The 21048-nt window shown below is 35.7% G+C and carries 20 protein-coding genes and 2 pseudogenes; 20 read left to right on the top strand and 2 right to left on the bottom strand.

Annotated features, from left to right (window positions below; all coding sequences use genetic code 11):
- Positions 1 to 603 (top strand): annotated as a pseudogene (locus BZ25_RS02380) (hypothetical protein); the annotation flags it as partial.
- A gap of 539 nt (positions 604 to 1142) precedes the next feature.
- Here the strand turns inward: BZ25_RS02380 and BZ25_RS02375 are convergent.
- A pseudogene (locus tag BZ25_RS02375) lies at positions 1143 to 1529 on the bottom strand (ATP-binding protein); the annotation flags it as partial.
- A gap of 272 nt (positions 1530 to 1801) precedes the next feature.
- On the opposite strand from BZ25_RS02375, the gene BZ25_RS02370 reads away from it, so the two are divergent.
- The 6 genes from BZ25_RS02370 (at position 1802) to BZ25_RS10540 (ending at position 5264) form a co-directional block, all read left to right on the top strand.
- Entirely contained in the window at positions 1802 to 2431 is a 630-nt protein-coding gene (locus BZ25_RS02370) for a tetratricopeptide repeat protein (protein ID WP_121567258.1), read from the top strand.
- Positions 2432 to 2532: 101 nt separating this feature from the next.
- Positions 2533 to 3048, top strand: a complete 516-nt coding sequence (gene tsaA, locus BZ25_RS02365; protein WP_199676832.1) for a tRNA (N6-threonylcarbamoyladenosine(37)-N6)-methyltransferase TrmO — start codon at positions 2533 to 2535, stop codon at positions 3046 to 3048.
- An 81-nt stretch (positions 3049 to 3129) separates the two neighbouring features.
- Entirely contained in the window at positions 3130 to 3357 is a 228-nt protein-coding gene (locus BZ25_RS02360) for a UPF0175 family protein (protein ID WP_233552342.1), read from the top strand.
- 151 nt (positions 3358 to 3508) lie between these two features.
- On the top strand, positions 3509 to 4342 hold the full coding sequence (locus BZ25_RS10435; RefSeq protein ID WP_233552341.1) for a hypothetical protein: 834 nt from the start codon (positions 3509 to 3511) through the stop codon (positions 4340 to 4342).
- A 144-nt stretch (positions 4343 to 4486) separates the two neighbouring features.
- On the top strand, positions 4487 to 5116 hold the full coding sequence (locus BZ25_RS02350; RefSeq protein ID WP_121567256.1) for a tetratricopeptide repeat protein: 630 nt from the start codon (positions 4487 to 4489) through the stop codon (positions 5114 to 5116).
- 16 nt (positions 5117 to 5132) lie between these two features.
- Positions 5133 to 5264, top strand: a complete 132-nt coding sequence (locus BZ25_RS10540; RefSeq protein ID WP_255415872.1) for a hypothetical protein — start codon at positions 5133 to 5135, stop codon at positions 5262 to 5264.
- A 378-nt stretch (positions 5265 to 5642) separates the two neighbouring features.
- Here BZ25_RS10540 and BZ25_RS02345 read toward each other — a convergent pair whose 3' ends face one another.
- Complete coding sequence (locus BZ25_RS02345) at positions 5643 to 7391, bottom strand: proline--tRNA ligase (protein WP_121567255.1); 1749 nt, start codon at positions 7389 to 7391, stop codon at positions 5643 to 5645.
- A 263-nt stretch (positions 7392 to 7654) separates the two neighbouring features.
- Here BZ25_RS02345 and BZ25_RS02340 point away from each other — a divergent pair, with 263 nt between their 5' ends.
- From BZ25_RS02340 to thyX, 13 genes are all read left to right on the top strand, one after another.
- A complete protein-coding gene (locus tag BZ25_RS02340; RefSeq protein WP_041534088.1) occupies positions 7655 to 7861 on the top strand; it encodes a type II toxin-antitoxin system HicB family antitoxin in 207 nt (68 codons plus the stop codon).
- Complete coding sequence (locus BZ25_RS02335) at positions 7861 to 8085, top strand: type II toxin-antitoxin system HicA family toxin (RefSeq protein WP_121567254.1); 225 nt, start codon at positions 7861 to 7863, stop codon at positions 8083 to 8085. Before BZ25_RS02340 ends, BZ25_RS02335 begins: the two co-directional genes overlap by 1 nt.
- A 551-nt stretch (positions 8086 to 8636) precedes the next feature.
- Positions 8637 to 10574 carry a methionine--tRNA ligase gene (gene metG / locus BZ25_RS02330; RefSeq protein ID WP_121567253.1) on the top strand — a complete coding sequence of 646 codons (1938 nt, stop codon included), beginning with the start codon at positions 8637 to 8639 and terminating at the stop codon, positions 10572 to 10574.
- A 29-nt stretch (positions 10575 to 10603) separates the two neighbouring features.
- On the top strand, positions 10604 to 13045 hold the full coding sequence (gene gyrA / locus BZ25_RS02325) for a DNA gyrase subunit A (protein WP_121567252.1): 2442 nt from the start codon (positions 10604 to 10606) through the stop codon (positions 13043 to 13045).
- Between the two features lie 44 nt (positions 13046 to 13089).
- The gene (gene lexA, locus BZ25_RS02320) at positions 13090 to 13707 is read left to right on the top strand and encodes a transcriptional repressor LexA (protein WP_012209053.1); all 618 of its coding nucleotides are present in this window, start codon (positions 13090 to 13092) and stop codon (positions 13705 to 13707) included.
- Between the two features lie 16 nt (positions 13708 to 13723).
- Positions 13724 to 14158, top strand: coding sequence for a ribose 5-phosphate isomerase B (gene rpiB, locus BZ25_RS02315; RefSeq protein WP_012209052.1), 435 nt, complete (start codon positions 13724 to 13726; stop codon positions 14156 to 14158).
- Between the two features lie 13 nt (positions 14159 to 14171).
- The gene (locus tag BZ25_RS02310) at positions 14172 to 15161 is read left to right on the top strand and encodes a 3-dehydroquinate synthase (protein ID WP_147429926.1); all 990 of its coding nucleotides are present in this window, start codon (positions 14172 to 14174) and stop codon (positions 15159 to 15161) included.
- A gap of 3 nt (positions 15162 to 15164) precedes the next feature.
- Entirely contained in the window at positions 15165 to 15929 is a 765-nt protein-coding gene (locus BZ25_RS02305; RefSeq protein ID WP_121567250.1) for a hypothetical protein, read from the top strand.
- The gene (locus tag BZ25_RS02300) at positions 15926 to 16441 is read left to right on the top strand and encodes a helix-hairpin-helix domain-containing protein (RefSeq protein WP_121567249.1); all 516 of its coding nucleotides are present in this window, start codon (positions 15926 to 15928) and stop codon (positions 16439 to 16441) included. Before BZ25_RS02305 ends, BZ25_RS02300 begins: the two co-directional genes overlap by 4 nt.
- A complete protein-coding gene (locus tag BZ25_RS02295; protein WP_158584822.1) occupies positions 16438 to 17268 on the top strand; it encodes an epoxyqueuosine reductase QueH in 831 nt (276 codons plus the stop codon). Before BZ25_RS02300 ends, BZ25_RS02295 begins: the two co-directional genes overlap by 4 nt.
- 17 nt (positions 17269 to 17285) lie before the next feature.
- Complete coding sequence (locus tag BZ25_RS02290) at positions 17286 to 18674, top strand: DUF342 domain-containing protein (protein ID WP_121567247.1); 1389 nt, start codon at positions 17286 to 17288, stop codon at positions 18672 to 18674.
- A gap of 338 nt (positions 18675 to 19012) precedes the next feature.
- Positions 19013 to 20218 (top strand): tetratricopeptide repeat protein, encoded by a 1206-nt coding sequence (locus BZ25_RS02285; protein WP_121567246.1) that lies wholly within the window; start codon positions 19013 to 19015, stop codon positions 20216 to 20218.
- On the top strand, positions 20215 to 21000 hold the full coding sequence (gene thyX, locus BZ25_RS02280) for an FAD-dependent thymidylate synthase (protein ID WP_121567245.1): 786 nt from the start codon (positions 20215 to 20217) through the stop codon (positions 20998 to 21000). Before BZ25_RS02285 ends, thyX begins: the two co-directional genes overlap by 4 nt.
- The last annotated feature ends 48 nt before the right edge of the window (positions 21001 to 21048 follow it).

The raw sequence follows: 21048 nt of genomic DNA, 5'->3' as shown, positions 1-21048 counted from the left end.
TGGACATCACCAATGGATGTAAAAGAGAAGATAACAGAGATAAAAAACATGGAAGAGTATTTAATAAAAGCAAATTATGAACTAATAAATTTAAGTAATATAAAAGAAGAAACGATAATAAACATGAAGAAGGCACTAGGGGTAATCTTATTAACGGACAAACCAAACGTAAGGATAAAAAACGCAGAAGAGTTGTTAAAGATTATAAATAAAGATATATTATTGAAATTGCCGGAAGAAGAAAAAGAGAAATTTAATAAACACAGAAACGCATTCATAGAACTGTTCGGAAAGAGGACAGATTACAAAGAGATAGAAGAAAGGTTCGAAGAGCTAAAAGAAATGGAGGTGCCAAAAATGTTTAACACATTAGAAGAGATAGCAAAAAGAGACAGAGAAAAGGCTAAATTGGAAGGAAAAGTAGAAGGAAAAATTGAAGGAGAAAGAGAATTAATCATAGAAATTCTCAATCAAAGGTTTGGAGAAGATTTTGATAAAAGATTAGAAGAAAAGATCAGAAAAGAAAATGAAGAAACTATAAACCAAATAAAGAAGAGCATTCTTAGTATAACCATAGAAGAACTAAAAGAAATATTGAAATAGTTGTAGAAGGGTAATTCTATACCAATCTCAAGAATTCGAGATATAATTCTGTTCTTAAAAAATATCACTCCTTTGTTGTGATTGTTTCAATGAGGCATATTTTTTTATGTCCTGTCGTTGATAGCCGGAACAGAACATTTATTCATGCCTGTTTTAGAATTCTTACGTTTTTGTAACTGTCAAACTCAGGAAATTTTTTGAATCTATTATCGTCTATAAATTTTTTTAAAATAGAGTTTATTCATTTTTGTCTTTACTTTTCCTTTTGATCTTAAATGGCATCTTTCTGTCGGTGTTGGTACTCTACTTTTCTTTTTGCCAAGTAATTGCCAATATCGCCAAATATTCGCCAAATATTCGCCAACTAATTGCCAAATTATTTGATAACAGAGCGACTATTTCTATCTTTTCCTTCAAATTTAAAAATTTTCTTGTTTATTAAATCCATTAAATCTTTTAAGTCATTTGTGGCTGTGTTTCTAAAAACAACTGTTTGATTCCTGATATGTTTTTTTCATTTTCCATTAGTCAAATATTGGTCATTTATTAGTCAATTTAGTCAATTGGTAGACAATTCCCTTGCCTGCTTTTCCAATCCTTGTTAATATCCCCTTCTTCACTATCTCTGCGAGATCAATAGTTGCCATTTGCCTAGATACATTGGTAATTTCCTGATATTCCCTATTCGTAATCTTTCCCTTTTCTTTTACATACTTTATCGCTTTTATTTGCCTTTCATTTAACCCAATTTTTCTTAAATTATCTTCTGTATAAATGTCTTTATAGAAATAAACTGCAAAACCGCCAAACTCCTCTTTAAATTCGGGTTCTGGTAATCCTGCTTTTTTACATTCATCAATAATTTTTATGGTTCCTCTACCCCCAGCCTCTATTAGTTCAGCTTTGAAAAACACATCTGCCAATAACTCATTTCTTGGTACCTATTCAGTCTAACGCGGCCAAGGATGGCTTGAGAAAAATGTTGACAAACTGCAACAATCAAAAGATGACGGTAAATTTAGTTAAGGAAAGTTTTTTGAGTTATAATATCTGTATATAAGTATATCCTTATGGACGAGCTGCTGGGTTTAATGGGCGTCAAGTTTTTCCCTTAGAAGGGTAGGCAGCGGGGGAAGGGCGCTAAAACAAGTTTTAGAGTTTCTAAAGTGTCTATACATATTTTGCGAGGAGGATCTTTATGATGGACCATACAAAAGATGATTTGGAAAAGGCCAAGAAACACCTTCGAGAAGTTCTAAAATCAGACCAGAAGACAGGTTATAGAAAAGAAGACGCAATGATTTTGGACAATATTGGTCAGATTTATTCAGAGATGGGTGATTTGGAGGAGGCTATGAAATACCATCAGAAAGCTTTAAAAATTTTTAGAGAGCTAGATCACAGAGAGGGAGAAGCAATTACTTTGAACAATATTGGTTTGATTTACCAAACAAATGGTGATTTGGAGAATGCTCTGAAATATCATGAGGAAGCTCTAAAAATAGACCAAGAAGAAGGCTACAAAGAGGGAGAAGCAGATGATTTGGGCAATATTGCGCTAATCTTTAAAGCTAAAGGTGATTTGAAAAATGCTCTGAAATACCTCCAAGAAGCTTTAAAAATTTTTAGAGAGATAGATCACAAAGAGGGAGAAGAGATTGCTTTGAGCAATATTGGATTTATTTACCAAGAAAAAGGAGATTTGGAGAATGCTCTGAAATATCTTAAGGACGCTCTTAATATTATTGATAAATATAAATTTACAAATGGACGTGATGTCATTCAGAACGAAATCAACTCAATAATGAATGATTTAGAAGAAAATTGAAAAAAGAGCAAAATGTATGAACAAAGGTAGCAATGGAAGTAGGGGGGAAGGGTGCTATAAAACTCATTATACTTGAGTTAGAAGAAATGGGGGTGCCAAGAATGTTTGAGGAAGTAGGAAAGTTAGCTAAAAGTATGATGGAAATTAAATACACTCCCATTGGGATAGTTCATTCCCCATTTAAAGAAACAAAAGGTACACCTAAACGACCAAATGCTTCCCTAGGAACCCAAGCTACAGTAGAAATCTACCCTGAATACCAAGAAGGCTTACAAGACCTCGATGGTTTTTCTCATATTATTTTATTATGCCATTTTCATTTATCCAAATTTTCTTCCTTAAAAGTCAAACCATATATGGATGACAGATTACATGGTGTTTTTGCAACGAGAAGCCCAAGCAGACCAAATCCCATTGGTTTATCGGTTGTTAGGTTAATAAAAGTAGAAAAGAATATACTGGAGATTCAAAACTTGGAAATAATTGATGGTACCCCTGTTTTGGATATAAAACCCTACGTACCTGAATTCACCACTAATGATGGGATAAAAATAGGATGGCTAGAGAAAAATGTTCACAAACTGCAACAATCAAAAGACGACGGTAGATTTAGTTAAGGAAAGTTTTTTGAGTTATAATATCTGTATATAAGTATATCCTTATGGGTGGGGAGCGAAATATTATATGAAGAGCCTTTTATGAAAACTATATCTGTAAATCTTCCAGATTTTATCGATTTAAATGAAAAAGAAATTAAATTGTTGATAGCCTCAAAATTATATGAAGAAGGCAAGTTATCCTTAGGAGAAGCTGCACAACTAGCAGAACTTTCCGAAAGAACTTTTATTGAAATAATGGGTCGTTTCGATATCTCGCTATTTAATTACAACGCTGAAGAATTAAGAAATGATGTGAAAAATGCCTAATTAGATATCTGACACAAGTTGTCTAATTGTTTTAGCGTGAGAAATAAGAGGTATAGTTTGAATGAATGTATTTATGTTTAAGATCTAAAGCGATTTTCAAAAACATATGATGCAATTTAAATACTTCAACAAACTATCGAGGGGGGAAACAATGAAAGACACAAACAGAACGGGAAATACTCACAAAGACGAAACCGCCGAATATCATGAACTCAACTTTCCAAAGATAATTTCAGTAAAACCGATAGACATACCAGTAATCAACGTATCAAACCAAAACACGGATTTTGTATTCGAACTAGAGGACAACTCACTGTTACACTTAGAATTTCAAACGACCTGGAAGAAAGCCGACTTACTAAAATTTGCGCAATACGACATAGCGTTATACCAAAAAGAAAGAAGAAAGATAAACACGGTAGTAATGTACTCTGGAAAATACGAAAGTGCAGAAAATGAATTGGACATGGGTTCTATTAAATACAAAGTACAACAAGTATTCATGATAAAGTACGATGGAATAAAAAGGTATGAAGAGATAAAAGAAAAGATAGAAAAAGAAGAAGAACTAACGAAAAAAGACTTAATGGATTTAGTATTCTTGCCATTGATGAGAAACGAAAAAAGCGAAGAAGAAGTGACAAAAGATGTCTTTGAGTTAGCAATCAAGATTCCGGATGAAGACAAAAAAGAAGCAGTAATAGGATCGTTATTAGGGTTCTCTGATAGTTATGTAAGAGATGAGTACATAAACGAACTGAAAGAGGTGATACGAATGACAAAGATCGGAACTTCATTGTTTGAAGAAGGCGTTGAAGAAGGAGAAAAAGAATTGACAATTAAAATATTAAACAAAAGATTTGGTAGACGATTAACCAAAGAGTTAAAAGCTAAGATAAGAGCAGCAGACAAAAAGACAATAGATTATATAGGAGATAACTTGTTAGAGATAACCATAGAAGAACTAAAAGGGTTATTGAAGTAGTTGTAAGTAGCGAAACTCTATCTGATCTTTTGGATGGGCCCCAGAGCGAAGCCTAAACCTCATTCCTGAGATGGGTGGGTTGCGGGCGAAGGGGCGCTAAAACAAATTTTAGAGGTCTATACATATTTTGCAAGGAGGATCTTTATGAATGGCCATAAAAAAGATGATTCGCAAAAAACCAAGGAACGCCTTCGAGAAGTTCTAGAATTAGACAAGGAGACAGACTATTGTAAAGAAGACGCAATGATTTTCGACAATATGGGCGTGATTTATTCAGAGATGGGTGATTTGGAGGAGGCTATGAAATACTATCAGAAAGCTCTAAAAATTTTTAGAGAGCTAGATCACAGAGAGGGAGAAGCAATTACTTTGAACAATATTGGTTTGATTTACCAAACAAAAGGAGATTTGGAGAATGCTCTGAAATATCATGAGGAAGCCCTAAAAATAAGCCAAGAAGAAGGCGACAAAGAGGGAAAAGCAGATGAGTTGGGCAATATTGCGCTAATCTTTAAAGCTAAAGGTGATTTGAAAAATGCACTGAGATACCTCCAAGAAGCTTTAAAAATTTTTAGAGAGATAGATCACAAAGAGGGAGAAGAAATTGCTTTGAGCAATATTGGATTTATTTACCAAGAAAAAGGAGATTTGGAGAATGCTCTGAAATACCTTAAGGACGCTCTTAATATTATTGATAAATATAAATTTACATATGGACGTGATGTCATTCAGAACGAAATCAACTCAATAATGAATGATTTAGAAGAAAATTGAAAAAAGAGCAAAATGTATGAACAAAGTTAGCAATGAAAGTAGGGGGGGAGAAGAAAAGATCAGAAAAGCAAATGAAGAAACTATAAATCAAATAAAGAAAAACATTACAAATATTACATTAGAAGAGCTAACAGAGTTAGTGAAGTAGTTGTAGTAAAGTAGATTTTTGATATTTTTTAGTGAATTGTGGTAGTGATAGATATCACTCCTCATAAAAGAGGAGTGATATCTTTTTTAATGATTTTATTAGCACCATAAGTTAAGGGGCAAGCCCCTTAAGAACCCCAAAACCTAATTTTGTTTTATAAATGTTTTTTGCACAGATCAGCAAAAGGCAAGCCCCTTAAGAACCCCAAAACCAATACATCATTTCCAAAGTAAATGAGATTAGGAAAATTATTCAAAAACATTACGAAAAAGACCATTTAGCAAAGATCGGCAAAAAGCTTTTTGCACAGATCAGCAAAAGGCAAGCCCCGCTGCCCACCCATAAGGAAAGGGATGGTAAGGCTTTGCCCGCAACTGCTCAAACGCTTAAATTTTGAGTTGGGTCATAGTTTTCTAATGTTTCTTTTACTTTATCGTATAACTCTTTTACGTTTTTGAATTCTATCAAGGTGCTTTCTTCTTTATCTCTTTGTTTTAGCTCAATTTTTCCTTCTTTTAAACGTTTGCCGATAATAATTTTTATCGGTACTCCGATTAGATCTATATCTTTGAACTTAAATCCAGCGGAGACTTCTCTATCGTCTATAATGACGTCGATTCCTTCTTTTAAAAAGTAATCGTAGATCTCTTGCGATGTGCTTACAATTGCTTCGTCGTTCATGGCAACCGGTATTATTGCCACTTCAAAAGGCGCAACGCTTTTGGGCCAGATTATTCCGTTTTCATCGTTTAATTGTTCGACTATTGCCCCTAAGGTTCTTGATACCCCCCATCCATAGCATCCCATTATGTAAGGTTTTTGTTCTCCATTTTCATCGGTGAAGACTGCGTTCATTTTTGAAGAGTATTTGTCTCCTAATTCAAAAATTTGACCAACTTCTATGCCTCTTGTTCGTTTGAGTGTAGAATTACATCCTTGGGTTGGACATTTTTCGCCTTCTTTTACGTATCTAATGTCTGCAAATAAATTTATTCTGAAATCTCTTTCGGCGTTTGCATTGATGTAATGGGCTTTTTCTTCCATAGCCCCTATAACCCCATTTTTTATGGATTTTACACTTAGATCTGCAATAATCTTGACATTTTCAGGTATGTTTATTGGGCCTATAAATCCAACGTTTACACCAAATTCTTTAAGAACGTCTTGCGGATCGGCTAGTTCTAAGCTTTGATCTTGAAGAACCGATCTGACCTTTGCGAGGTTTATCTCATAATCTCCTCTAATTAGTGCCATCACCCATCCTTTGCTGGATCTTAGCAGTATAGATTTTATCAACTTCTTTTCAGAAACATTCAGGAATTTGGCGACTTCTTCGATGGTTTTGGCGTGTTGGGTGTCTACTTTTTCCATTTCTTTGAAGGCTTCTTTTTCGTCTACTGAAAAATCTTCACCCGATCTTGCCTTTTCATCACTGGCTGCATAACCACATTTTTCACAGTAAAATATTTCACCCTCACCATTTTGTGCCAGTACGTGAAATTCATGAGAGAAAGTACCACCTATTGCACCTGTATCAGCTTCTACAACGACATATTTCAAGCCTATTCTTTTTATGATATTTGAGTAGGCATCATAGAAATGTTGATAGTATTCATGCAATGATTCGTAATCGGTGTGAAAGGTGTAGGCGTCTTTCATGATGAACTCTCTTGCCCTTAACACCCCGAACCTTGGCCTTATTTCATCTCTAAATTTAGTGGCTATTTGAAAGAGGTTGACGGGGAACTGTTTGTACGATCTGAGCTCATTTTTCATCAAAAATGTGATTATTTCTTCATGCGTAGGACCTAAAGTAAATTCTCTATCGTGTCTGTCCTTGAGTTTCATCAATTCTGGTCCGTAATCTTCCCATCTTCCCGTCATTTTCCAGAGTTCTGCAGGATGTATTATGGGCAGCATGATCTCTTGAGAACCTATCTTTTCCATTTCTTCTCTGACTATCTGTTCGATTTTTCTTATGACCTTCCATCCAAGAGGAAGATAACTGTAAACACCTGATGCAATCTTTCTTATAAACCCTCCTCTGATCAATAACTCGTAACTTTTTATATCAGAATCAGATGGAGTTTCTTTTAAAGTAGGAGCATAAAGTTTGGAAAATCTCAAGATTATCCCTCCGATTTTTTAGCATATTTAATATTTTATACTTTACGAGAAATTATACCATAGAAATATTGTTAAGTTAAATTTTTATTGTAAGGAATATATTGAATCTTTTGGTATAATTAAATTAAGAAATAAAAAGATCCTTTTGAGTGCGTTCTACTACCCACTCATTTTTTAAAGAAAATAGTTGTTTATGCTTATATTGTATCATCAAATATCATAGAAGACAGTAATAATACATATTATACGAGGAGGTACAAACTATGAAATTTATTGTAACAATTGATCGGGATGAGGATGGCATGTTCGTAGTAGAATGTCCTTCTATCCCTGGATGTGTAAGTCAAGGAAAAACCGAACAAGAAGCGATTGAGAATATCAAAGATGCAATAAAACAGTGCCTTGAGGTGCGGGCCGAAAGAGGTATGCCTCTCACCGTTAGTATGCGTGAAGTAGAGGTATCAGTTTAATGCAGAAACTTCCGCTTTTAAGCGGACGTGAAGTTGTAAAAGTATTTGAACGTCTGGGATGGGAAATAGCAAGGCAACGAGGTAGTCATATTATTCTTGTGAAGGAAAAACACATTGCTACACTATCTGTCCCTGATCATCGTGAAGTAGCAAGAGGAACTTTGAGGTCACTCATTGTTCATGCTGGTATAACAGTTGAAGAGTTTTTGTCTGCAATGAAATGAGAAAGAAAGCCCAATATTGCCTAATAGATAAAAGGCTGCGTTTTATTTCACCCAGAGTGCCGATAGTAGATTCTTTTATCCGCAAAACGTTTAGCGACTTTCTCTAAATATTTTCACAAAGGGGTAAAATGAAAGACACCAACAGAACGGCAAACATTCACAAAGACTAAACCGTCGAATATCATGAACCCAATTTTCCAAAGATAATCTCAATAAAACCAATAGAAATACTAGTAATAAACTCATCAAACCAAAACACGGATATATAAGAACTAAAAGAAATATTGAAGTAAGGGTAGTAGGTAGATTCTTGGGTTTTAAAATAGATATCACTCCTATATTTTTATGTGGGGTGATATCTTTTTGATGATTTTATTAGCGCCCTTTCACCCCGCTGCTATTCATAGGGGAAGGAATGGTAAGGCTATGCCTTGTTTTTCTATCCTAAAAGAATAAACGAGAATACCAAAACAATTTTAATGTGATATAATATTTTAGGCTTCACAATTAGATATGGGAAAGAAGGTTGAACAGTTTTGGAGGTGCCATTAATGGATAAGTTTTACGTCACTACACCTATTTACTACGTTAACAGTGAACCACATATTGGTTCGGCATATACGACGATAGTTGCAGATATAGTAGCAAGATTTAGGAGAATGATGGGGTACGATGTTTTCTTTTTAACCGGCACGGATGAGCATGGACAAAAGGTGTTACAGGCAGCTAAAGAAAAGAATATACCTCCTCAGGAATATGTTGATTCGCTTTCTTCAAAATTTAAGAATTTATGGGATGAAATGGGGATTAGTTACGATCATTTTGTTAGAACAACAGATGATTATCATGTAAAGACCGTGCAGATGTTTGTTGATAAGATGATGGAGAATGGAGATGTTTACAAAGGAAAGTACGCCGGTTGGTATTGCATACACGATGAATCCTTTTGGGATGAATCTGAGATAGTCACGCAAGATGGCGTTAAGCTTTGCCCTGAATGTAATAGAGAATTGAAATGGGTAGAGGAAGAGAATTACTTTTTTAAACTTTCCAAATATACCGAACCATTGTTGAAGCATTATGAAAATAATCCGGATTTTGTGGAACCATCGTTTAGAAGAAATGAGATGTTGCAAATTTTGAATGATGGGTTGAAAGATCTCAGCATCACTAGGACTACGTTCGATTGGGGAATACCTTTAAAGAGTGATCCAAAACATGTGGTGTATGTTTGGGTGGATGCGTTAATTAATTATGTAAGTGCGATAGGCTATTCTGATGATCAACAGAAATTCAACAGGTACTGGCCTGCAGATTTACACCTTATTGGAAAAGAAATAAATAGGTTCCATTCGCTAATTTGGCCCGCTATGTTGATGTCAGTGGGGTTGCCTTTGCCGAAGAAGGTATTCGCACATGGGTGGCTAACGGTCAATGGACAAAAGATTTCAAAATCTTTGGGTAACGCCGTTGATCCAAGGGTTCTGATGGACGCATATGGTAGAGATGTTATAAGGTATTATTTGTTGAGAGATATTGCCTTTGGTAGGGATGGAGATTTTTCGGAAGAAAACTTAATTACTAGGTACAACGCTGATTTAGTCAATGATTTAAGTAATTTAGTGCATAGAACACTCACGATGGTTGAAAAGTATTTTAATGGTGTCATACCAAAACCTGAAAGAAAAGACAAGGTGGATGAAGAACTCTTAGAACTCCTAGAGAGTAAGAAAAACGCTTATTTGAATTTGATGGAGCGGTATCAGTTTACACAAGCCCTTGAAAATCTATGGGAAGTCATACGTTTTTCTAATAAATACATCGATTTAACTGAGCCTTGGATCTTGGGGAACGATCCAAATGAGAAAGATAGATTGTCCACCGTTTTGTACAATCTGCTCGACGTTATTCGAATTATTTCTATTTTGATTTATCCAATTATGCCAGATACTTCTGAAACGATGTTAAAAAAGATAGGTTATGGCTTGGAAGTTTTAAATCGAGAGAACCTTGAAAAGGACCTTCTACACAGTGGAGTTAAAGTTGTGAAAGGTGATCCCATATTCCAAAGAATCGATGTGAAGGGTTGGAAGAGAATAATTAAAACGGTGAATATCAACAAGGAGGACGAAGTAATGTCGGAAATTGAAAACGTTCAAAATATAGTAGAAATAGAAGATTTTAAAAAGATAGATTTAAGAGTTGCCAAAGTGGTAAAGGCAGAAAATATCGAAAAGTCTAACAAACTACTGCGATTACATCTTGATTTAGGGCAGATGGGTGAAAGGCAAGTTATCGCAGGCATCAAGAGCTTTTATTCACCTGAAGATTTAGTTGATAAGAAGATAATAATCATTGCTAATCTAAAACCCGCCAAATTGATGGGGGAATTATCCGAAGGCATGCTTTTAGCGGCTAAAGATGGAAACGGTAATTTGAGCATTCTGACGGTAGATAAAGATGTTGAACCTGGTTCAAAGATTTCTTAAAAGATTTTTAATGGAGGTAATACTAATAGATGGACGATAAAATATTTATCAAAGATTTTACTGAAGAATTAAAAACTTCTTACTTACTTTATTCTTTAAGCGTTATAGTGAGCAGGGCTATACCCGATGTTAGAGATGGGCTGAAACCTGTTCAGAGAAGAATACTTTACTCGATGAGCGAATTGGGGTTGAAACATAACTCTTCATTCAAAAAAAATGCCCGTATCGTTGGTGAAGTGATGGGTAAGTATCACCCACACGGAGATGCGGCTATTTATGATGCCTTAGTTAGAATGGGGCAACCTTTTACTATGAGGTATCCTTTGGTTGAGGCACAAGGAAATTTTGGATCGATAGATGGCGATCCTCCTGCGGCTATGAGGTACACAGAAGCCCGTATGCCTGAACTTGGAGAGTATATGCTCAAGGATATCGAGAAAGAAACTGTAGATTTTAGGGAGAATTTCGATGGTTCCTTGAGTGAGCCTGTTGTTTTACCTACAATGGTGCCTAATCTTTTGATGAACGGAGCAAGCGGGATAGCCGTGGGAATGACTACCAATATCCCGCCTCATAATTTAAACGAACTTGTAGCAGCTTTGAAATTGTTAATAGAAAAACCCGAATCTGAAGTAGCGGATCTGTTGAAGCATATTAAAGGACCTGATTTCCCAACAGGTGGTCAAGTTGTCGACGGAGAAGGGTTGAAAGAACTCTATGAAACAGGTAGAGGGAAGATAACGATTAGAGGAAAGTACAGAATAGAGGACGAAGGTAAAGGAACCTCTATCGTTTTTGATGAGATTCCCTACAACGTTTCTAAAGCCGATATCATCGAACAAATTGTAAGATACGTGGTTAAGGCGAAAGAACAAAAGAAAGATGTCGGGATAAAAGACGTTAGAGATGAGAGTGATAAAGAGGGAATAAGACTGGTAATAGAGCTGAGAAAAAACGCTAACGTTAAGAAATTGATCAACGATTTGTTCAAGCACACAAATCTTCAATCCTATTTTTACGTTCAAATGAATGTAATCGATAACGAAAAGCCGACTTTGATGAATTTGAAAGGGCTTTTACAGAGCTTCTTGGATCACAGGGTTAACGTCATAACTAGAAGAACACAGTACGAGTTAGAGAAGGCAAGGAAAAGGGCTCATATAGTTGAAGGGCTTATCAAAGCGGTTCAAGGTATTGATACGGTGGTTGAGATCATACGAAACTCAGAAAATCCTCAGGAAGCTTTGAAAAATCTTCAAGAAACGATAGGTGTGAGTGAAGAACAGGCAAAAGCTATCGCAGACATGAGATTGATCAGTCTTTCAAAACTTGAAAGTACCAATTTGAGTGAAGAATTGAAGAACCTATACAAAGATATAGAAAACGCCATGGATATTCTACAGAAAAAAGAAAGACTGTTAGGAGTTATTAAAGAAGAGCTGGACGAAGTAGCAAACAAGTTTGGTGATAAAAGAAGAACGGAGATACTGTATAACAAAGGGGAATTAGCCGAAGAGGTTGAAATGATTCAAGATGAAGATGTGGTAATAGTTTTGACCAAGTGGGGATATCTCAAAGCTATTCCTTCGTCGGAATACAAGGTTCAAGGGAGAGGCGGAAAAGGTGTAAAAGGATTAAAAATTTCTGATGAAGATGACGTAAAAGAGGTCATATACACTAACAAATTATCCAAATTAATGTTATTTAGTTCCGCTGGTAAAGCGTATCAAATAAACGCATACGAGATAGAGACTACTTTGAAAAATACAAAAGGCAAGCATATCGCTAACTTCATCAGTTTAGATGAAGGGGAAGAGATAAAAAGCATCGTTGCCATATCTTTAGACGGTGATTACGATAAGGATATCCTCATTTTTACAAAACAAGGCAAGGTGAAGAGGACCTCTTTGAGAGAGTTCAGCAGTGCACGAGCTTCCGGTATTAGAGCAATCAATCTGGTTGATAAAGACGTAGTTGTGGATGTGGTTTTGCTTGACGGATCAGATAGAGATTTGTTAATTGTGACAAAGCTAGGGATGTCGTTAATGTTTAACTCTTCCCAGGTACGTACGATGGGAAGAACCGCAATGGGTGTCAACTCAATTAAATTGCGCGAAGGCGATGAAGTGATCAACGTGGTAAAGGTCGACGAAGGTAAAAAACTTTTGTTGATCACTGAAAGGGGTTATGGGAAGAGAGTTTCTTTCCATTCTTACAAACCGCAGAATCGTGGAGGAATTGGTGTAAAAACGGTACGAGATATATCTAGAATAGGTCCAATAGTTGCTACTATGAGTGTCGAAGATGGGAGAGACATACTGATATTTACTAAAAAAGGTAAGGCTATTAGGGTAAATGTAAATAATATAAATGTTTTAGGAAGGATCACCCAAGGTGTTATAATTGTAAGACTGGATGAAGACGATTCAGTTGTCGGGGCGATTGAAGTTCAAGCAAATGATGAAGAGTAGTGTTATAATAATTATAATTATTAAGCATGGAAGGGGTAAATAGAATGGAGGAATTGACAAAAAGGCAGTCACAGGTCCTGGACTTCATAAAATCTTATATGGAAAAAAACGGTTTTGCTCCAAGTATCAGAGATATTATGAAACATTTTAATTTTAAAAGCCCTAGAGCGGCACATAAGCATCTCATAATTTTAGAAAAAAAGGGTTATATAGAGCGTAAAAACGTCTCACGCGGAATAAAGATGATGCCAAAATCGGGAGAAATTTTTGCCACTGAGACTTTGGCTCCTGTTTCAGGAAAGATAGCAGCAGGAGATGCCATTGAGGCTATACAAACAATTAGCGATTATATTCCCATACCTACCAATTTTTTCCCTAAAAATTACGAATATTTTTCACTCAGAGTTGAAGGAAATTCGATGATAGAAGCACAGATCAAAAGCGGGGATTTTGTTTTAATACGTAAACAAGATTACGCAATGGATGGAGACATAGTGGTTGCATTGATTGATGGAAACGATGCAACACTTAAAAGGTACAAAAGACTCAATGAAGACGAAGTGCTACTTATACCAGAGAATAAAAGTATGAAAGAGATAAAGGTCAAAGCTGATCATTTAAAGATACAAGGAAAAATGGTCGGCTTAATAAGAGTGCTATAAAAAGGAGCGAATTTTCATGAAAATTGCAATTGCCTCCGATCATGCCGGATATGAGATGAAAGAACAGCTTAAGAATTATCTTTTAGAGAAAAAATTCAATATAATAGATTTGGGAACTAATTCCAATGCCAGTGTCGATTATCCTGATTATGCCAAAAAACTTGGTGAAAAGGTAACCAAAGGTGAAGCTGACTTCGGCATTGGTATCTGTGGTACTGGAATAGGTATGTCAATCGCAGTGAACAAAGTCAAAGGCGTTAGAGGCGCTCTTTGCTTGTATCCATCGATGGCAGAATACGCCAGAAAACATAACGACGCCAACGTTTTGGTTTTGGCAGGTAGGCTTATGGGCATCGATTTAGCCATTTGGACCGTAGTGAAGTTTTTATCGACAGATTTTGAAGGTGGAAGGCATAAAAGGCGTGTCGATAAAATCGACGAAATCAAGTAAAAAGGACAAAAAAATGAAAAGTATTAGTTTTTCAAAGGGTATTGAAAAAGACATTAATATTAATATAAGCCAAGGGTATTACAGAGAATTTTCCAAAAGATACGCGTCGAAATACGGGACTTTGATGATAATTGATTCCAATTTGAAAAATCATTTAAATCCAGGCACTGATAAAAATATCTTTTATGTAAAAGGTGGCAATGAGACCAAGTATTTCGATAAATATTTAGAACTTTGTAAGGTCATTGTGGAAGGTAGTTATAGTAATTTAGTGGTGATAGGTGGAGGTTCCTTGATAGATATGGTTGGCTACGTTTTTCATACTTTGGATTTTCCAACCGGGACCCTCACAGTTATGCCAACAACGCTGTCTTCTATGATATATTTACCCGTTTCGGGAGAGTTCTATTTAGATATGAATTACACTAGGAATTTTTTGAAGGTAAGAGGTTATCCCGATCTAGTGTATATAGATCCGTATTTTTGCAAATTTTTAGATAAAAAAGATATGAAAAACCATTTTTTCTTGGGGTATATTTTGGGGCTTCTATTCGATAATAACTTTGCCAGCTTATCTTTGAAGTATTCCAAAAATTTCATCCGTTTAGATTTAGAGGACTATCTTTATTCTGCTGTTAAGTTTGTTTTATCGCTTTATTCTAATGATTTACCTTTCCCTGGGACTAAATTGATGAAATATATAGCAGATACCTCTGTAAAATCTGATTTCGTTCAAAACGAGAGTTTGTCTTTTACTTTTCTTGTGTATTTGAGTTTTAAATTCGGCTATATACATGAAGAAAGATTTCAAGAGATATTTGAAAAGATAAGAAGTTTCGAAGATCTGAAATCATCAAAAATCCAAAATATCAAGGCTAAAGTGAACAACGTGCCTATAAGAGAAATATTACTTAAAGAGGATGGCTTTGTGGATTTACTTTTGAATTTTGGCGAACTGAAAGATCTTCTTTTGGAGTTTAAGTCTCTTTTGAGAGGTGTTTAATCAATGAAAAAGAATAATCCGCCTTGGTTCACAGTTATTTTAATTCTTGTTTTTATTTTACCTTTGATAACCTTCGCGCTGACAACGTATACGATATATTTAAAAAACCAGATGAAAAATCTTGAGCTTAAAATAGTAGAGTTAGATAATAATCAACTAAACACACTAAACGAAGTTGAAACAACTTCCCAATCTGCTGTCTTAGAAGATTTAGTATTACCGCAGATTGAGATTGGCAACACAATGGCAAGGGCAAGTTACACTATCCAAGAGCTAGATTATCAAGTGTTGTTGGAAAATTCAGTCACGATGTTAAAACCGTACAATGAAGGTGCCGTAAAAGTTTTTTACGATCAGCGTGAGGTTTTTGAAGAGGCGTTGTACGCTTTAAACAACGATATACCTTACTTTGTTTTTCAAAATGGGGACAAGTATTACTTGTACCGTTCGGATTATTCTTTGGAAGGGGAAGCAGAAGAGCAGTACTTATTTTCCATTCAAATTTACCTGTACACTACTCCAGCACCAGCTATGTTCCCTACGATGGCGTTAAGACAAGGAGGTATCCCCGCTTTTGTTTTCAACGGTAAGTTTCAACAGAGTAATGAAGATTATTGGGCGATACTCGTGGGCCTGTTTGACGACTACAACGAGGCGCAAACTTATTTGAAAAATATGGATGAAGAGCTTGTTTTTGAATTAACTGGATTGAGTATAGCAGATAGATTCACTAAAGGCATCTACTTTAGTGGAGTAGAAACCGAATGAGAAAAAAGCTTCTTTTCCCAATATTAAGTATTATTGTAATAATTTTGCTTGGGATTTTAACGGTTGATCAATATCAATCGGGTGAAGAGGATAGACTTAATTCTTATCAGGAAAATAAAATAGACCTTTTGACAGCGTCAGTTGAAGAGTTGATCGAATTACCTGGAATCGGACCCGCCAAGGCACAAGCGATTATAAATTATAGGCAAGAGAAGGGTTTTAGAGAAATAGAAGACATTATGAACGTTTCTGGTATAGGAGAAAAAACATTTTCAAATATTAAAGATTATATTTATCTTTCAGAGGTTGTTTACGAAGTTGTGGATGATAAAGTTAATATAAACGAAGCATCCAGTGAAGAATTGGAAAGTTTACCTGGAATAGGAAAGGTATCTGCCCAGAAAATTATCGAGTATAGGGTTATTAAACCTATTAGCTCTTTAGATGATCTAAAGAAATTAGGTATTCCATCATCTACGATAGAAAAAATAGAAGGGAAGATAGAATTTTGAAGATTTTCTTACACGTTTGCTGCGCACCCGATTTAACGGTTTCTTACAGGAAATTAGTAGAACAGGGATTCGAACCTGTTGTATTTTTTTACAACCCCAATATTTATCCCCTTCAAGAATATTCCAAGAGATTGGATGAAGTTAAAAAATTAAGAGATATTTGGGGGTTCCAACTCTACGTAGGAGATTATGAACCTGATAAGTTTTTAGAACGTATAAAAGGGGAAAACAACAGCCTCACGGCAAATAAGGAAGACAGCCCGAACAGATGTTATGAATGTATGAAGTTGAGGCTTGAAAAGACCAAATCTGAAGCTAAACGGATGAATTTTTCTATCTATTCAACGACTCTTCTTGCTTCCCCTAGAAAGTCTCATGACGATATTTTAGAAATAACTGATAATTTGGATATGGAAGAAAATCCGTCTTTTAAGTATGTAAATTTCAGATCCGATAATGGTGTCCATATGGCAGCACAAATATGTAAAACTTACAATATTTATCGTCAAAATTATTGTGGTTGTTCTTTTTCTTTAGAAGAATCAAAAAGATACGAAGAGGAGTCCAAACAGAAAAATTACAAGAGTTTAGTTGAGATACTTGGAGAAGAATTAACCCAAAAATACTTTAAATATTACAAAAAAGACTTGCTTAGAATTCCACAAGATATTCCAGCAAAGTTTTTAGAAAAGGTTGGTTTGCAATTTTTGAAATATTTCAAACCTCAAATCATCTTAATAAAAAAAGAAATAGCCCAAGATTTTAACATCTTAACAAGTTCTAGATACAAGATAGATAATTGGAAAGGGAAAGTAATATTATGGTGAAAGAGAGGTAGTCTAGATTGGCTAAATACGATCTGCGTATCTCTGAAGATGGAATGGTGGCATCTTTGAAATTAATAGACGATGGGCGTCCACCTACTATTGGCGGAATAAAGGCTTTTCTAAAAGATAAAAGTGTGATAGTAGGAATAAAATCAGAAACTATTGAAGAAATCGTCTCCGAACCTAGATTTGATAAGGAATACGTTGTTGCATATGGAATACCACCCAAGGTTGGAAAGGACGCACAGCTAATCTTTCAGCAAAATATTGAAGAAAAGCTTAACAGTACCGAAAATAGCTATGTTGACTTAAAAGAAAGTAGCCAATTGATCATAGTAAAAAGAGGAGATATATTGGCTGAGATAATTCCTCCAACGCAAGGCGAACCAGGAAGAACAGTACGGGGGGAAAAGATCGAAGGTATTGTGGGAAAAGAGTTAAAACTAAAGCTAGGTAATAACGTTGAAGTAAACAACAATAAAATAATTTCAAAGATAGATGGAAAGTTTGTCAGTAAAGAAACATCGAATGGTGAGATAAATTTAGATGTTTCTGACGAGCATAAGATAGAAGGAAATATAGACTATTCTACGGGTAATGTGCGTTTCCCCGGGAAGTTAATCATCAATGGGGATGTTAAATCAGGTTTTCATGTTGAAGCTACTACTTATTTAGAGATCAAAGGTGTAGTTGAATCCGCTTCAGTGTTTTGTGAAGGGGAAGCCACCATATTCGGAATAAAAGGTGCAGGTAAAAGTTCTATAAAAGTTAAAATTTTAAGATGCAACTACGTTGAAAACGCCAATATTGAAGCGGAAGAAGATGTAATCGTTAAAACAGCCATCGTTAATTCAAATATCAAGGCAGGGAAACACGTCATTGTTGAAGGAGGAGCTGGAAAGATTTCTGGTGGATATATTTTAGCCACTAACCTTATCGAAGCGGAAATTTTAGGAAGTGAAATGGGTGTTAGAACTGTCTGTGAAGTGGGGGTCTTACCTGATCTAAACGAAGAATTAATTAAATTAGAGCAAAAAATTGCCCTCGATATGGAGAATCTTAGAAAACTTAATTCGATAATCAAAGGAATCCAAGCTCTAAAAGAAAAAGGCAAAATAGACGAAGACAGATTAGAATACTACAAGAAATCTTTTAACACCTATAAAATGCTCATATCAGAGGTAAAGGACGATGAAGAAAAGCTCGAAACGATTAAAAATAAAATTCAATCATCTAAAGAATCTGCCTTTATCATCGCAAAAAAAGTGGCATATCCTGGAACTGAAATAATCATACACAAGAAAAAATTTATGCCGACAAAGCCAATTACCAAGGTAGTGTTCCAACTCGAGGATGATGAAATAGTTCCTCACGGTTATCAATCGGAATCAAATGTTTCTAGATAAGCAGCCAAGTCACAGGGCGAAGCCCTACCCCAACCAGGGTCTAAGGGACCGTAGGTCCCTTCCTCAAAACGGGTGGGCTGCGGGGTGAAAGGGAAAGATCTCTTTTCCTTATGGGTGGGCTGCGGGGCGAAGGGGCGCAAATAACGACTAAGCGCAGCTTACAAAAAAATGTTTTAAAAGGGTCACAGGGCGGAGCCCTCCCCCAACCAGGGTCTAAGGGACCGTAGGTCCCTTCCATAATGGTAGGCAAGCAGGATTAAGGGACCGCAGGTCCCTTCCTCAAAACGGGTGGGGAGCGGGGCGAAGGGGCGCTAAAAAACAATTAGGAGAACTGACACATGCTTCGACTTCTTAAAAAAATATCATTTCTAATTTTTTCCATTTTTTTTATAACTTTGAATATCTATGCTGGTAATTTGGATAGCTACGTTTATACTTTTGATACTGATCAATTATTAGTATCATCCCAAAGAAGTTTAAACGTTTTAGGCTTATATTTAAAATATTATGAAACAGGTAACGAAGAATATAAAACTGCTGCTAATCAAACTATGCCTTATATCCTTCCTTCTTTAAAACCCGATGATTCAGCAGCTTTGAACGTTCTTTCTGAATACTTTCCCGGTAACGAAGTAGAAAGTATCAATAGAATTGAGATATTAACCAATAATTATCCAAATTCTGTGATCGTTAACGCCCTCAATGTTTTAATGAATTATGAAGTGTACCAAAAATCCAAAAATACCGAAGCGTTTAAGAAAATTTTAAGTTCCATTGATATAATAGAGGAAACAATTGGGGAGAATCCTTTCTCTACTTATTACAAATCGGTTCTAATGTGGGAAACGGCAAGCCCTCAAGAAAAAGAGAATATATTCAAAAATTTGGAAAAAGTTCATTTCTCTTATCCCTCAAACAGAGACATTCATGAATTACTGATAATTGAAGCGTTTGAATTAGGCAAGTATGAAGACGTTAAACAACTATCAATGAACTATGTGAATCTTTCACAAAAAGATGAAAGTATAATGTTTTTAATAGCCCTTTCGTATTACAATTTGGATGAAAAATCAGAATCAAGAAAAATTGTCGATTGGATTCTTCAAAATTCTAATAAAAAAGCTGTTCTATCGAAAAGTTATGAGCTTTTGGGCGATATTTCGGAAACGAACTCTCAGAAGATAAATTATTATAAAACCGCTATCGATCTCGATCCTGAGAATGCAGAAGCTTTAGCTAAACTTGGAACAACTTTGTACGAGAGTAATAAATCCACCACTGACAATTTGACAATCTCAAGAATTTATTTAACCAAAGCGCTCATGTACGATCCAGATAACTCTGATTTAAAAGAAACTCTGAACACTATAGACAGAAAACTCACTACGAGAAATTTTTTGACCACGTTGTTGCCATTATTTATAGTGATTTTGGCTATATTCTATATAGTATTCAGATTTGGTAGTAAGGGAAACAGTCTCAAGCGCCCCGAAGGGGGTTCAAGGAAAGACAGTCTCGCCACAGGTAAGGAGGAAAAAAATTGACTATGATCGATGAAGAAGACAGCCCCAAACACCCCGAAGGGGGTTCAAGGAAAGACAGCCTCACGGCAGGTAAGGAATCTATCAAAGTGCTTGATAAAGGCTTTGTTACCCTTGTTGATATGATGGGAAATGACAGATCTGCGGTTAGGGCTGCCAGAGTCTCACACGGAAAAGATATATCTACCGATGAGAAGGATAGAAAACTCATAGACTACTTGATGGAACATGGTCATCTCTCTCCCTTTGAACATATTACTTTTACATTTCATGTAAAAGCACCCATCTTTGTTGTTAGACAATGGTTTCGCCATAGGATAGGAATGTCTCCCAATGAGATAAGCAGAAGATACACCTCAAAAAACGTCAACGAGTTTTATGTCCCTAACCATATCAGAGTACAGGATACAAAAGACAAACAGAGTAGTAATGTATACTCTGATGAACAAGGGAAAGAAGGCAGCCTCACGGCAAATAAGGAAGAGGCTCTTGAAATTATAGAAGAAGTTTACCAAAAAAGTTACGAGGCTTACGAAAAACTTATAAATATGGGTGTAGCTAGAGAAATGGCACGTATTATACTACCCGTAGGGGAATACACTGAGTTTTATTTAACTACCAATGCCCGAGCATTAATGCATTTCTTGGATTTAAGGGCGTCTTCACACGCACAATGGGAAATTCAAGAGTACGCTAAGGCATTGGCACTATTTTTTCAAAAAACTTGCCCATGGAGTTATGAAGCATATTTGAAGTATCAGTATAAAGGAGATCTTTTAAAGTAACTACAATAGTGGGCTCACCCCACCAGGGTCTAAGGGACCGCAGGTCCC

This window comes from Petrotoga sp. Shatin.DS.tank11.9.2.9.3, assembly GCF_003665005.1.
Classification (GTDB): domain Bacteria; phylum Thermotogota; class Thermotogae; order Petrotogales; family Petrotogaceae; genus Petrotoga; species Petrotoga mobilis.
The sequence above is the reverse complement of the archived record's forward strand: the minus strand, read 5'-3'. Positions and strand labels throughout refer to the sequence as shown.